At 59.3% G+C, this 12,633-nt stretch carries 13 protein-coding genes; 10 read left to right on the top strand and 3 right to left on the bottom strand.

Features of this window, described 5'->3' with window-relative positions:
• Positions 1-69: 69 nt before the first annotated feature.
• From ABSB80_RS03665 to ABSB80_RS03635, 7 genes are all read left to right on the top strand, one after another.
• The gene (locus tag ABSB80_RS03665) at positions 70-546 is read left to right on the top strand and encodes a 50S ribosomal protein L11 (RefSeq protein ID WP_428368281.1); all 477 of its coding nucleotides are present in this window, start codon (positions 70-72) and stop codon (positions 544-546) included.
• 60 nt (positions 547-606) lie between these two features.
• Complete coding sequence (locus tag ABSB80_RS03660) at positions 607-1,251, top strand: 50S ribosomal protein L1 (protein ID WP_428368279.1); 645 nt, start codon at positions 607-609, stop codon at positions 1,249-1,251.
• On the top strand, positions 1,251-2,099 hold the full coding sequence (locus tag ABSB80_RS03655) for a 50S ribosomal protein L10 (RefSeq protein ID WP_428368277.1): 849 nt from the start codon (positions 1,251-1,253) through the stop codon (positions 2,097-2,099). Before ABSB80_RS03660 ends, ABSB80_RS03655 begins: the two co-directional genes overlap by 1 nt.
• A 26-nt stretch (positions 2,100-2,125) precedes the next feature.
• On the top strand, positions 2,126-2,440 hold the full coding sequence (rpl12p, locus tag ABSB80_RS03650; protein ID WP_428368275.1) for a 50S ribosomal protein P1: 315 nt from the start codon (positions 2,126-2,128) through the stop codon (positions 2,438-2,440).
• A gap of 664 nt (positions 2,441-3,104) precedes the next feature.
• Positions 3,105-3,290, top strand: a complete 186-nt coding sequence (locus ABSB80_RS03645) for a hypothetical protein (RefSeq protein ID WP_428368273.1) — start codon at positions 3,105-3,107, stop codon at positions 3,288-3,290.
• Positions 3,291-3,770: 480 nt separating this feature from the next.
• Positions 3,771-4,598: a slipin family protein gene (locus ABSB80_RS03640; RefSeq protein ID WP_428368271.1), complete on the top strand. Its 828-nt coding sequence runs from the start codon at positions 3,771-3,773 to the stop codon at positions 4,596-4,598.
• A 116-nt stretch (positions 4,599-4,714) separates the two neighbouring features.
• On the top strand, positions 4,715-4,891 hold the full coding sequence (locus ABSB80_RS03635; RefSeq protein ID WP_428368269.1) for a DUF190 domain-containing protein: 177 nt from the start codon (positions 4,715-4,717) through the stop codon (positions 4,889-4,891).
• Positions 4,892-5,049: 158 nt separating this feature from the next.
• On the opposite strand, the gene ABSB80_RS03630 is transcribed toward ABSB80_RS03635, so the two are convergent.
• The 3 genes from ABSB80_RS03630 to hypF form a co-directional block, all read right to left on the bottom strand.
• Complete coding sequence (locus tag ABSB80_RS03630; RefSeq protein WP_428368267.1) at positions 5,050-6,048, bottom strand: radical SAM protein; 999 nt, start codon at positions 6,046-6,048, stop codon at positions 5,050-5,052.
• 26 nt (positions 6,049-6,074) lie between these two features.
• The gene (locus ABSB80_RS03625; protein WP_428368265.1) at positions 6,075-6,497 is read right to left on the bottom strand and encodes a hypothetical protein; all 423 of its coding nucleotides are present in this window, start codon (positions 6,495-6,497) and stop codon (positions 6,075-6,077) included.
• 466 nt (positions 6,498-6,963) lie between these two features.
• A complete protein-coding gene (gene hypF / locus ABSB80_RS03620) occupies positions 6,964-9,198 on the bottom strand; it encodes a carbamoyltransferase HypF (protein WP_428368263.1) in 2,235 nt (744 codons plus the stop codon).
• Between the two features lie 57 nt (positions 9,199-9,255).
• Between hypF and ABSB80_RS03615 the strand changes: the two genes are divergently transcribed.
• The 3 genes from ABSB80_RS03615 to ABSB80_RS03605 are packed head-to-tail and all read left to right on the top strand — an operon-like array spanning position 9,256 to position 12,627.
• Positions 9,256-9,768, top strand: coding sequence for an ArsR family transcriptional regulator (locus ABSB80_RS03615; protein ID WP_428368261.1), 513 nt, complete (start codon positions 9,256-9,258; stop codon positions 9,766-9,768).
• Positions 9,752-10,561: a DUF7839 domain-containing protein gene (locus tag ABSB80_RS03610; protein WP_428368259.1), complete on the top strand. Its 810-nt coding sequence runs from the start codon at positions 9,752-9,754 to the stop codon at positions 10,559-10,561. The genes ABSB80_RS03615 and ABSB80_RS03610 overlap by 17 nt, the downstream gene beginning before the upstream one ends.
• Positions 10,558-12,627, top strand: coding sequence for a DEAD/DEAH box helicase (locus tag ABSB80_RS03605; RefSeq protein ID WP_428368257.1), 2,070 nt, complete (start codon positions 10,558-10,560; stop codon positions 12,625-12,627). The genes ABSB80_RS03610 and ABSB80_RS03605 overlap by 4 nt, the downstream gene beginning before the upstream one ends.
• Positions 12,628-12,633 lie beyond the last annotated feature (6 nt).

The raw sequence follows: 12,633 nt of genomic DNA, 5'->3' as shown, positions 1-12,633 counted from the left end.
CCTTGGCATCAATATTTACAGACCCAAGCTTGAACCCCTTGAACAAAGGGACGGCATGGTGCAAAGACTATGGCAGAAGTGGTCGAGGTTTTAGTACCCGGCGGAAAGGCAACGGCAGGTCCACCCCTTGGACCGTCGCTCGGACCACTCGGTATCAACGTGAAGGCAGTAGTCGACGAGATCAACAAGAAGACCGCCTCGTTCAACGGAATGCAGGTCCCGGTCAGGATCGAAGTCGACGCGAAGAAGGCGTTCACGGTGACGGTTGGTATTCCTCCAACCACGGCGCTCATCAAGAAAGAGGCCGGTATCGAGAAAGGATCCGCAGAGCCCAACGTCAAAGTGGCAGGGAACCTGCCATTCGAGGCCGCTGTCAGGATTGCCAACATGAAACTCGAAGGCATGCTCTCCTACGAGCTGAAGACTGCCGTAAAGGAAGTCGTCGGCACGTGCGTCAGCATGGGAGTTACCATTGACGGCAAGAAGGCAAAGGATGTCTTCGCCCTCATCAATGAAGGCAAGTACGACAGCGTGCTCGTGAAATAAGAGTGAGAAAACCATAGGAGATCGGGTATAGGTCCGGTCGCAGAACTATGGAGGAAACTGATGGTTGACAGGACCAGAATTTTGGAAGCCGTAAAAACGGCGATTGAGAAGGCGCCTAAGCGTAAGTTCTCTGAGAGCATCGATATTACCATCAATCTCAAGAATATCGACATGGCGCAGCCGAAGAATCGTATCGACGAGACGATAATGCTCCCCCACGGTACCGGCGAGAAGATCGGTATCTGTGTCATCGGGAAAGGCGATATCGTCACGCAGGCAAAGGATGCCAAGGTCGACCTGATCATCGGCCCTGAAGAAGTTGAGCGGCTCGGCGGACAGCCCCGCGAAGCACGGAAAGTTGCCAGTCAGTACCGGTACTTCCTTGCAGAGACAGGGGTCATGCCCGGTGTCGGTCGGTACTTAGGTCCCCGGCTCGGTCCGAGGGGCAGGATGCCGATGCCGATCTCCGGCGGGCAGGATATCCGCCCAATCGTCGAGCGCCTGCGCAACTCGGTGAAGATCCGTACCAAGGACAAGACGGTCTTCTCCACCAAGGTCGGGACAACGGCAATGAAGCCGGAGCAGGTCGCTGAGAACATCGAGACGATCGTCAAGAGGATCGAGTCTGTCCTTGAACAGGGTCACCTGAACGTCCGTTCCGTCTTTGTCAAGACCACGATGGGTCCCGCAGTGAGGCTGGAATAATGGCGTTATACACCCACCACCTTCCCGCGTGGAAGAAGGACGAGGTCGCTGACATCAAGAAGAATGCGAAGCAGTACAAGCTGATCGGGCTTGTCGACATGTACGGCATCCCGGCGCAGCAGGTGCAGCAGATCCGCAGGAACCTGCGGGGCAAGGCTGTCATCAAGGTGACGAGGAACACCCTGATCAAACACGCGTTCGAGGAGATCGGAGGGGACGTCAAGAACCTCTCGAAGTTCATCTCCGGTCACTCGGCGATCATCTTCACCAACGATAACCCGTTCAGGCTGTACAAGCAGCTGGAAAAGACCAAGACCAAGATGGCGGCAAAGCCCGGCGAGAAAGCGCCGGAGGACATCGTCGTCCCGGGCGGTCCGACCAGTTTCAAGCCGGGCCCGATTGTCGGTGAACTGCAGCAGGCCGGAATCCCCGCGGCTATTGAGAGCGGCAAGGTCAAGATCAAAGAGACCAGGACCGTCGTCAAGAAGGGCGGGGTCATCTCGGCAAAACTTGCCGCGGTGCTCGTCAAGCTCGACATCAAGCCCATGGACGTGGGGCTTGCCCTCCAGGCAGCATTCCACGACGGCAGCATTTACGAGCCGTCCGTGCTCGCGGTCGACGAGACGGTCATCCTCGGACAGATCCAGCTCGCAGCCAGGCAGGCACTCGCCCTCTCGATTGAAGCAGCGATCCCGACGAAGGACTCGATGGATGCGATCCTGATCAAGGCGGTCAGGGATGCACGCGGTCTTGCGGTCGAGGCGAGCGTTTACGAGAAAGACGTTGTCGATGCGATTATCGGTAAAGCGTACAGAGAAGGCCAGGTCCTCAAGACCCTGGTAAAATAAATTTTGATAGAGTTGAGGTGAATCAAATGGAGTATATCTATGCAGCACTTCTCCTGCACAAGGCAGGCAAGAAGGTCGATGAGAACGGCGTCAAGGCAGTCCTGACCGCCGCAGGTGTAGCAGCAGACGAGTCACGGATCAAGGCACTCATTGCCGCCCTCGAGGGTGTCAACATTGAGGAGGCCATCAGCAAGGCAGCCGCAGCACCGGTTGCCGTTGCAGCCGCAGCGGCACCCGCAGCTGCACACGCAGCAGCACCCGCCAAGGAAGAGCACAAGGAAGAGCACAAGAAAGAAGACGAAGAGAGCGGCATGGCAGGGCTCGGTGCCCTGTTCGGATAAATCCGACTGGTTCGTCAGAACCAGGAGGAAGAGAAGATTTCCGCAGAAAATCTTCGAATTCTCTTTTTATCCCCTTCTCAGAATGTTCAGTCTAAATCTGATATCTGAGAAAATTTCGTCAGAATTCTTCGAAATCCGAGTGGCTCATCAGAACCGCGAGGAAGAGAAGATTTGCGCAGCAAATCTTCGAATTTCGGCCGATTCATCAGAACCCGAGAGACGAGAAGAACTCCTCAGAATTCTTCGACTTTTTGATAGTGTTTTATTGGTCCTGTTTTCCGGAATATTTCGCATGCCCGGATTATAATCCGTCGAAATCTGTTTTACAATTTGTTTTAATTCCGGCATACCGGTAGAATGAGACATCTCAATTTGCGGACAATTTCAAGGATATTTCATTCAACATGTTCACCTGTCTCCGACGGTCCGTAATAAAAATCCACCAAACGGGCCCGGACCAGTTCCGGTATCCGGGGGATTATAACGTTGTTAAAAATTTCAAAGAGGTTGTAATATATTGTCTCACTTTTTATTTTACTCAGAGTCAACCGGTAACAATTGCACCATATCTTCCGGAACGATCCGGGAACTCCAAACAGGAATGTTCTCCCCGGAAGAAACTGCATTGAAGACCGGCAGACTGACGGGAGATAATGAGAAAACCATGTCCCATATGACCACTTTACTCATCAACCCGGATTCCGGCGAACTGCAGTGTAAGATCTGTGGCACCATATTTTATTCTCCGGTGAAGCCGGTTGTCGGCGAAGTATACTACCATACCGAGTTCAGCTGCCCGAACGGGTGCAACGTCAGCCCAGACCTGGATCTCGCGCACGAGTGCAGATAGGGAGGCCCGGAGGGAGAGGCAGGCACCACCGTCACCTGCCGCTTCACGCTTCCTGTGGCCCGCCCCAGTGCTGAGCGATTGTCCTGCATTACCCGTTTTTGGGATCCCCGCAACCGGGGGTCCCTGGCGGCGGGGACTGAATCCTCCTTTCGATGAGGATCAATTGGAGGAGATTTTTCATCGGAAAATCCTGGATCGCTGAGCCCGCGGGAGCATCCAACCCATTTTTCCCTCTGCTTCCCGTGAGGCCGGTCGTGGGCATTTCAAACAATCCGTGATACCACCATGGGGGCGTCTCACGATCTGTGTGGAGCAGGGCCGGCAGGGAATTTTTACCAGCGGGAAAGACGGTCACCCCGCGATACCTTATCAGGACCTGGCCCGCGTGGAACTATCGCCACGCATATATACTCCGGCAGATATCCTCTGTTGACTGTCGTGTGACGGCCATCGGACGGACAGTTCCGGGAGGAAATAAAGATGGATGCATTCACCCTCATGATTGTTGCAGTAATTTTGATCGTAGTTCTCGTGCTTGTTGCGTTGAGCATCAGGATTGTCAAACAATGGGAACGGATCGTGGTATTGTTTCTCGGAAAATTCATCGGGATACGGGGGCCCGGATTAATCATCCTTATCCCGTTCCTCAATACCGTCCCGTACATCGTCGACCTCCGTGTGATCACGACCTCGTTCAACGCTGAGCAGACCCTCACCAAGGATACCGTGCCGGTGAATGTGGACGCGGTGCTCTTCTGGCAGGTTTACGATGTGGAAAAAGCAGCGCTCCAGGTGAAAGAATACCGCGAATCGGTGCTCCTCGCGGCCCAGACCGCTCTCAGGGATGTCATAGGGAAAACTGTCCTCGCGGACATGCTCGCCGGGAGAGAGACAATCGACCACGAACTCCAGAAAACAATCCAGAGCAGGATCGAAGGGTGGGGGATTAATGTCTTATCTGTGGAAATACGCGACGTCGTTATCCCGATCCAGTTGCAGAACGCGATGTCGATGCAGGCCCAGGCGGAGCGCGAACGCCAGGCACGGGTCATCCTCGGGGACTCCGAACGGCAGATTGCCAAGAGCTTTGAGGATGCTGCAAAAACATATGCGGATAACCCGACCGCCCTCCACCTCCGGGGCATGAATATGCTGTACGAGGGACTGAAGACCAATAATTCCGTCCTGATACTCGTCCCATCATCCGTCCTCAATACGATGGGGCTGGGGGACACAACGGGGATAATAGCACTCTCCCAGACCCTGAAGAAGGCAAAAGATGATAGTATGGAGAAAACGCCGGATTAATCCGGTACCGGATAATGAAACCTAGAGATCGAGGGAGGACAGTGGGATCAGGAAATAGTTGTATCAGATTTTGTTGCGGCTGACAGCTGCTTTGCCGGGCCGGACGGTGAAAGAGAATGGGTCGTCCGGGTGGATTCGGGCACGAAAACAACCATCGGGCTCCCGACGTCTTCCCGTTCTCACCCGACCTGCCGGTGATCATCGACTTCATCGATGTCCCGGGGAAGATCCAGGCCGTGCTTACGGACTTCGAAGCGATGATTGGAGACAGCACTTCATGCTGCAGGATGTAAGGATCATCCGGAACTCCACGATATCAAAATTTATTGGTACGCGAGATAGAAGAAAACGTTTTTTAGAAAAATTACATGCCCCGTCTTCGCCCCCAGTCATAAGCATAGGAAGCACCGGTCTATATGGGCGAAAACACGATTTTTAGACCGGGAGGGAATTACACGGGCACGCCGACGTAGATGTTGTGCTTCGTTGCCACGATCTTCACCCGGACCTGCCCGGACTCCTTCGGGTAGTTGAAGACGGAGACGACCCGGTCGCGGGCGACGCCCAGCATCTCGCCATGGATCCAGCCCGGCGCCCGGACCTCGACGGTCACCTTCTCTCCTTTTTTAAAAGCCAGCGGGACGAACGGGCGCCTGACCGTGCCGAAGTCTTTTTCCGCATCGAGCCTGAGCCGCAGGCCGGACTCCTTCTCCCAGGTCTTCAGGCTCCGGTTGAAGAACTGCCACCAGCTCTGGGCCTTCACCCCCTTCGGTGTCCGGCCGTACTTGTAGCGCTCGAACTTCTGGATCCCGAGCGGGGGGAAGCGTTTGCCGGCCCCGATCTCCTGCGCATACCGGATCAGTTTTGGGATCTCGGCATCGTTGATACCGGGGATGTAGACTGGGGCGATCAGGAGGTCGATCTCACTCCGGGCGACCGCTTCTGCCGCCGTTTTGAGTTTTTCGATATCGAACCAGTCAGCGCCCGCCAGCACCTTCGCGATCTCCGGGTCGAGCGCGTGGATCGAAAGGTTGATCCGGTCGAGCCCCGCCGACTCAAGTGCCGAGATCTTCGCATCGTCCAAGAGCGTCCCGTTGGTCTGGAGCGAGATGACGCTCACGCTGTCGATCTGCCGGAGGGCCGCGACGAGTTCCGGGAGCTTGTGGTACATCAGCGGCTCGCCCGGAGAATCGATGTGGCACTCGACGCCGGCCCCCTTGAACCGGGCGATCTCCTCCGCTGCTTCGAGCAGGTACTCCATCTCGACTTCGTAACTGGTCGCCCGGGTCTGCGTGGCCGGCCCTGCGTCCACGGAGCAGAACGGGCAGTTCAGGTTGCAGCCACAGCTCGGGCGCACCTGCAGGAGGCTCGTGCCGCGGTCAATGATGCCGAAGTAGAGCGAACCGACGAGAGGGATCCCGGACTCCCGGGTAATCCTGACGTGGCTCATGCAAAAGGGCCGGGTCCTCTCACCGGTCAGCCCCGGTCCGTGCGGAGCCGGTACCCGATCCACTCCCCGCGGCTGAGCTCCGGCTTCGGATTCTCCAGGCGTTCAAAAACAAACTCGAAGGCGTCCTGGTCAACGACGCTCCTCCCGTTCTTTTCGCAGTACCGGACAAACGCCCCGTACATCTCCCCGAGTGGCACCCGGGCAAGGGGGTCGGGAACGAGGGCGTCCTCGTGGAACTTCCAGATACCTTCGAACTCGATATCTTCGTCTATCAGCTGGCGGGTGACCTGTTCGTCGACAGCTTCGATTGCGTCCTGCTCCCGGGAGACTGGTTCGAGGTCGCGGTAATAGTCCCGGACGAGGGTGAGACCCTGCCGGAGGTCGTTGAGGCCCTGTTCGAGCTCCTTTATCTTCTTTTCCTGGTTGGTGATCTGGTCGGACGGCTCCATTGCTCCTGATTCATGATTTTGTTTTTTGGATGATAAAGGAGTCGAATGAACGTCCGTTCATTAATTCCGCATATGATTCCTTGGTTACCTTAGTGGAGTGGGTGCAATTATTTCAAGTAATGTCAGCAGGTGTTGAATATTTGGCATTGTAAAAACGGAATGAACCTATGCGTTCGCTTCTGAATGATGAAAATCGTAAGATAATGAAATATTCGTGAGGCTTCCCCGCCTCAGGTCCTCTCCAAGGAATGAGTGGTTCGTCAGAACTACGAAGTCGAGAAGAACCATCAGGTTCTTCGAGCACGGCGGGGCAATGAGTTTTTTTCCCCAAAATTTGTTTCTAGTTACTGATCCGCCGCGGGGGCGCCCCGCCGGGGGCGGCGGCGTCTATCATGGCCGGGGGTATGGGGGCATCAGCCCCCATCAAATACATGAGGAACTGCTTCCTCAACCCCAAAATTCCCCGTCAATCCCTCTTCTTCAGGAACGTCCCGGCGTACACGCACTGGCCGAACGAGACGCACCCGTCCCCGAGCGGGTAATCCGCGTTGATGAGGCAGTCGAAGCCCTGCGCCGCGATCTCCTGCCGGATCGTCTCGCGGATCGCGTGGTTGTACGCGACCCCGCCGCTCAGCGCGATGGTCTTCATGCCGTCCCGCCCGGCAGCCCGGACGGCCATCCAGGCAATCCCCCGGGCGAGGTTGAACTGGAACGAAGCGGCGGTGGAGCGGATCGCCCGCAGGTCACCTGCCGGTGCTGCCTGCACCTTCTCCAGCGCGGTCTGCAGGAGTGCACGGGTGGAGAACACCTCGCACCCGTCACCCGTGGAGAATGTGAGATTCCATGGTTCGGCAACCCCGAGGGCGGCGGCCGATTCCAGTTTCATCGCGGGTTCACCGTCATAGGTGCGCTCGCGGCAGATGCCGAGGAGTGCGGCGCAGGCGTCGAGCACCCTGCCGGTGCTCGTCGTCATCGCGACATTGAACCCCATGTCGACCTGTTTCTTCAGCACGCCCAGCTCGATATCCGGCCAGCCGCGGCGGGAGAGGAGCCCGAGCACCTCCTCGTCCGGGAGGATGCCATAGAGCATCCGCTCCGGGAACCGGGTCGCAAGGTCGCCGCCCGGCATTCCCACCGCTTCGAGATGGGCGACCCGTCGCAGGTCCGGCACCTGCCCGGAGAAGATCTCGCTGCCCCAGACCGTGCCGTCGTCCCCGTACCCGACCCCGTCGATCGCGATGCCGATGCAGGGCCCCGTGGTCGCGGCGGCGATGTGGGCGCGGTGGTGCTGCACCGGTACCAGTTCAAGGCCGTGTTCCGAGGCGATCTCGCGGGCAAACCGGGTGGAGAGGAACTGCGGGTGGAGGTCGTGGGTGATGACATCGAACCGTGCGCCGAGAACCCGCTGGAGGTTCCGCACGGTCTCCTGCAGGTACTCAAGGGTTGCGGGGTTCCGTACATTGCCCACATGCGGCGAGGTGACGGCAAACCCGTTCCGGTAGATCGTGGCGTTCGCGTTCAGCTCGGGGCCCACCCCGAGGATGCAGTGCTTCCCGAGATCGATCGCGGTCCGTTTCGGGGCGATCCCGCGCGAGAGGCGGATTATGTACCCGTCCCGGACCACCGAGTCGTCACAACGGTTGACGATCGTCCGGTTGTGGGTCAGGAAATAGTCTGCGTCCCGGTTCAGCTTCGCCATCGCGTGGCCGATGTCGGTTATCATCGGGTAGCCGGGCATGTTGGCACTGGTCATGATCAAGAGCGGGTGGGCGAGGTGGCGGAAGAGGAGGTGGTGGAGCCCGGTATAGGGGAGCATGGCCCCGATGGTATGGAGGTTGCTGATCGTGGCATGCGCCGTCGGGTCGCACTTCTCAAGGACGACGATAGGGTGGACTTGGCCCCCGAGCAGCAGCCGCTCCTCCTGCGAAACGCGGGCAAGCGTATCGATATGGTCCGGGCGGACCATGATGGCAAACGGCTGCTCGATCCTGCCGAGCCGCTGCTTGAGCTTCCCGGCCGATTCCTCAATGCAGGCGAGGTGGAACCCGCCAACGCCCCGCACCGCGAGGATGTGCCCTGAGTCGAGCAGGGCGGCGGCCTTCGCCACGGGGTCGGGGCAGTCCGCCCGCTGCCCGAGCCGGTCGAGGAGCTCCAGTCCCGGGCCGCAGGTGCTGCAGGCGATGGTCTGCGCGTGATGCCGCCGGCAGCCGGGGTCGCCGTACTCCTTCCCGCAGGCCGGGCAGACCGGGAACGCTGCCATCGACGTCCGCTCCCGGTCGTAAGGGATCTCGTGGATGATGCTGTACCGGGGCCCGCAGTTCACGCAGGACGTTGCCCAGTAGTGTTCGTATCTTCCGCCTGGCTCGAAAATGTCGGCAATGCACTCGTCGCAGATCGCGATGTCGGGCGGGATCATGCCGCTGAACGAGCCGGTCCCGCTCTTCAGGATATGGAAGCCGTCCGGGATCTCCCGGTCGGTGTCCTCAACCTCAACGGAATCGATCCGGGATAGCGGGGGGCCGCGGGAGACTGCGGCAAGAAAATCTTCAAAACGGTCGCCTTTCGCATAAATCTCCACTTCACTGCCGAGGTTCTTGACAGTCCCGGAGATGCAAAACGCCTGTGCCTGTGCAAAAACAAACGGGCGGAAACCGACACCCTGAACGATCCCGCGAACGGTAATTCTGCCCTTTTGCTGCATGATGCTGTCGCAAAATTTTATTGATTCGCGGCACGATATAAGTATAGGGTTTTCACTGTGCCGGGCCATATCCGAATCGTAAACGATCCCGTAGAGCTAGTTCCGCTCCTGATGACGTTCAACGACCCCACGTTCAAGAAGGTCTACGAACTCCTGAACAAATCGTGGCTGACCGAAGATGAGATCAGGGCCCAGGTCAATGATGACAGCGTAGCCCTGTGCCTCCAGATCCTGAAGAAGGGAAATCTTGTCGAGGAGCAGTGGCGGATGCCAAAGCCCGGCGCCAAGCCGGAAAAAGAGTTCCGGGCGACCTACAATAAATTCCGCGCGAACTTCCAGTGCAACCTCGCAGACCTCTCCGATATCCTGTACATCTCGCTCTCCAACGACGAGAACCTCCGCGATGTCGTGGAGCAGATCGAGGGGGAACTGGGCAAGGGCAACAGCTCCATCAACGACCTCTCCCGGAAATTCGGCGTCAGCTCCGTCTTTATCAAAGGACTTGCCAAACGGATCACCCACATGGACGTGAAGGGACAGGGACTGGTACTGCTTGACACCGGGCGCTAAGGACCCCCTCTATTCTATTTTGCGCAGCAAGCGCGAGGTCTCGCGCATGCAGATCCTCGTGGAGATCGCCGAGCACCAGCCCGCGGTCCGCCAGCAGGAGATCGCCGAGAAACTTGGCGTGACCCCGCAGGCGATCTCGGAGTACATCCGCGAGCTCGTGGAGGAAGGGATGGTCTCGGCCAGCGGCAGGGGCAATTACGAGGTGACCAAGTCGGGCATCGAATGGGTGCTCGCCAACGCCGAGTCCCTCGAGTCGTATGCCCGGCACATACGGCGCGACATCATCCAGCAGGTCTCGGTCTGGACCGCAATTGCCGCCGAGGACCTGAAGGCTGGCGACGAGGTCGGCGTGTACATGAAGGCCGGGTTCCTCTACGCCGGGAAGGAGCCCCTTGCGGCCACGGGCAGCGTGGTGGCGGATGCGAAGACGGGCGAGGACGTGGGAGTAGCCCGCCTGAACGGGATCATCGACCACCACGAGGGGGTCGTCCACGTCTGCAAGGTCCCGCGGATCCAGCACGGCGGCTCCCGGAAGGTGCGGCGGGACAAGCTGCTGGAAGTTACCGGATCGGCAGGCATGGTCGCCGCTGTCGGCCTCGAGGCCTGCATCGCCCTGAGATCCGCGGGCAGGAAGCCCGACATGTTCTTCGGCGCCCGCGAAGGCGTCATCGAGGCGGCGTTCCACGGGATCGACTGCGCGATCGTGATCGTGGACGAGGAATTCACCGATTTCCTCAAGAGGCTGGAGAGCGTGGAACTCGCCTACGTGATCCATGACCTGATCTCCCCATGAAGATCCTGATCCAGCCCCAGAAAGGGGGCAACTACAAACTCCTTTTTGTCGATGGCAGGAATACGCGGGGGGCCGGGTATGTCGACCTGATGGAGACCCCGAGGGGCCCCCGCCCGACCAAGTACCGCGTGAAGTGGGGCGGAAAGAAAGAGTACAAGCACACCCCTTCAAAGGACCTTGTCGCAAACCTCCGCGAATCCGACGTGCGGATGGTCAGGAGCGACCCGAAGTTCGAGCTGTTCCTCCACGATTTCCAGGTCAGGGCCGGGGCAGTCAGTGCCTGCCGCATGTGCCTGCTCGATGAGAAATACACGCCCCTCGACGACAACAACACGGTGGTGTTCGGCAAGGGGGAGCGGATCTGTCTCGACTGCGGGCGCCGGGAACTGCGCCGGGAGGTCTCCCACCTCGGCAGGCTGGGGCGGGACGGTATCAGCCACCTCGAGAGCCTGCTCGTCCAGTTCCGCAACCTCGACCGGGTGCTCGCTACCCTCCAGCCAGAGAAACTGACCATGGAGGCGGCGCTCTTCGACCGTCTCGAACCCCACCCGGTGATGACGACCTCCCCGGTGGAGGAACTGCCCCTCCCCCGCCAGTTCATCGATGCGGCCGGTGTGAAGCAGCTGATGCCTGCCCAGCAGCTCGCCGTTGAGGCGGGGCTGCTGTTCGGGAAGGATCTCCTGGTCGTTGCGGCCACGGCGAGCGGCAAGACCTTCATCGGCGAGATGGCAGGGATCAAGAACTATCTCGAAGGGCGCGGGCGGACGCTCTTTCTGGTCCCGCTCGTGGCGCTGGCAAACCAGAAGTACGAGCGGTTCACCGAACGGTATGGAAAATTTGCACGGACCGGGCTTTTGACCGGGACGAGCCGGCTCAACCTCCCCGAGACCCGCAAGGTCGGGGACCGGAACCCGCAGGCGCCCATCATCGTCGGCACCTACGAGGGGGTGGACAACATGATCCGGCGGGGGCAGAAGATGAAGAACATAGCGACCGTGGTGATCGACGAGGTCCAGATGCTCGAGGACAACGACCGGGGGCACCGGCTCGACGGCATGATCGCCCGGCTCAAGTACCTTGCCCCGCAGGCCCAGTTCCTGTACCTCTCTGCCACCATCGGGTCGCCGAAGGTTCTTGCGAAAAAACTGGACTGCACGCTCGTCCAGTACGCGGACCGGCCCGTCGGACTGGAGCGCTACCTTCTCTTTGTCGAGCGCAAGCAGAAGATCCCGACCATCAAGCAGATGACGACCGAAGAGTACAAGCGGACGTCGTCCAAGGGTTACCGGGGCCAGACCATCATCTTCACCAACGCCCGGGCCCGCTGCCACACCATCGCAGAGGCGCTCGGGATACGGGCGGCGGCGTACCATGCCGGGCTCACCTCGCAGGAGCGCCGGGACGTGGAGACCCGCTTTTCGCAGGGCAAGCTCATGGCGGTGGTGACGACCGCGGCGCTCGGGGCCGGCGTCGACTTCCCGGCCTCGCAGGTAATCTTCGACGCGCTTGCCATGGGCAGGGACTGGCTCTCGGTGCAGGAGTTCAACCAGATGGGCGGAAGGGCCGGGAGGCCGGACTTCCACGACCTCGGCCGCGTGGTGATCCTCGCCGAACCTGGCGGCAGTTATTCCCGCGAGAACCCGTTCACTGAGGAAGAGGTGGCGATCCGGCTCCTGAAAGGCGAGATGGAGGAGGTGGCCCCCGAGCACGACCTCGAGAAGAGCTCCGAGGAGTATGTGGCCAACGCCGTTGCCTGCGATGGGGAGGAAGCCGATATCAACCGGATCAACGGCCTGATGGTCGGGAGCATGGAACCGGTGCTGCCGGAACTTGTTGCCCACCGGCTTGTGGAGAAACGCGGGACAAAACTGGTGATGACGCCGCTCGCACGGGTCATGGCGGAGCATTTCATCGGGATGGAGCGGCTGCTCGAGGTCATCCGGCTAACCGGAACGATGGAGGATCCCGTTGACATAATCGCAGAACTGGAGAGCGAAGACCTGCAGCGGGAGACAAAACCCTCAGCCGGGAAAAAGGAGTCTCGCCGCAACGGCCGCAAGCGGTAACCCGCT

The sequence above is a fragment of the Methanoregula sp. genome (assembly GCF_050010295.1).
Taxonomy (GTDB): Archaea; Halobacteriota; Methanomicrobia; order Methanomicrobiales; family Methanospirillaceae; genus Methanoregula.
Note: the sequence above shows the minus strand (reverse complement) of the source record. Positions and strands in the feature narration are given on the sequence as shown.

Excerpts from the sequence above, each read along its gene's own strand:
- ABSB80_RS03630 (WP_428368267.1), bottom strand. The coding sequence starts at position 6,048 with ATGAGCCACGTCAGGATTACCCGGGAGTCCGGGATCCCTCTCGTCGGT.
- ABSB80_RS03635 (WP_428368269.1), top strand. The coding sequence starts at position 4,715 with ATGGGTCGTCCGGGTGGATTCGGGCACGAAAACAACCATCGGGCTCCC.
- hypF (WP_428368263.1), bottom strand. The coding sequence starts at position 9,198 with ATGCAGCAAAAGGGCAGAATTACCGTTCGCGGGATCGTTCAGGGTGTC.
- ABSB80_RS03660 (WP_428368279.1), top strand. The coding sequence starts at position 607 with ATGGTTGACAGGACCAGAATTTTGGAAGCCGTAAAAACGGCGATTGAG.
- ABSB80_RS03605 (WP_428368257.1), top strand. The coding sequence starts at position 10,558 with ATGAAGATCCTGATCCAGCCCCAGAAAGGGGGCAACTACAAACTCCTT.
- ABSB80_RS03625 (WP_428368265.1), bottom strand. The coding sequence starts at position 6,497 with ATGGAGCCGTCCGACCAGATCACCAACCAGGAAAAGAAGATAAAGGAG.
- ABSB80_RS03640 (WP_428368271.1), top strand. The coding sequence starts at position 3,771 with ATGGATGCATTCACCCTCATGATTGTTGCAGTAATTTTGATCGTAGTT.
- rpl12p (WP_428368275.1), top strand. The coding sequence starts at position 2,126 with ATGGAGTATATCTATGCAGCACTTCTCCTGCACAAGGCAGGCAAGAAG.
- ABSB80_RS03655 (WP_428368277.1), top strand. The coding sequence starts at position 1,251 with ATGGCGTTATACACCCACCACCTTCCCGCGTGGAAGAAGGACGAGGTC.
- ABSB80_RS03665 (WP_428368281.1), top strand. The coding sequence starts at position 70 with ATGGCAGAAGTGGTCGAGGTTTTAGTACCCGGCGGAAAGGCAACGGCA.
- ABSB80_RS03645 (WP_428368273.1), top strand. The coding sequence starts at position 3,105 with ATGTCCCATATGACCACTTTACTCATCAACCCGGATTCCGGCGAACTG.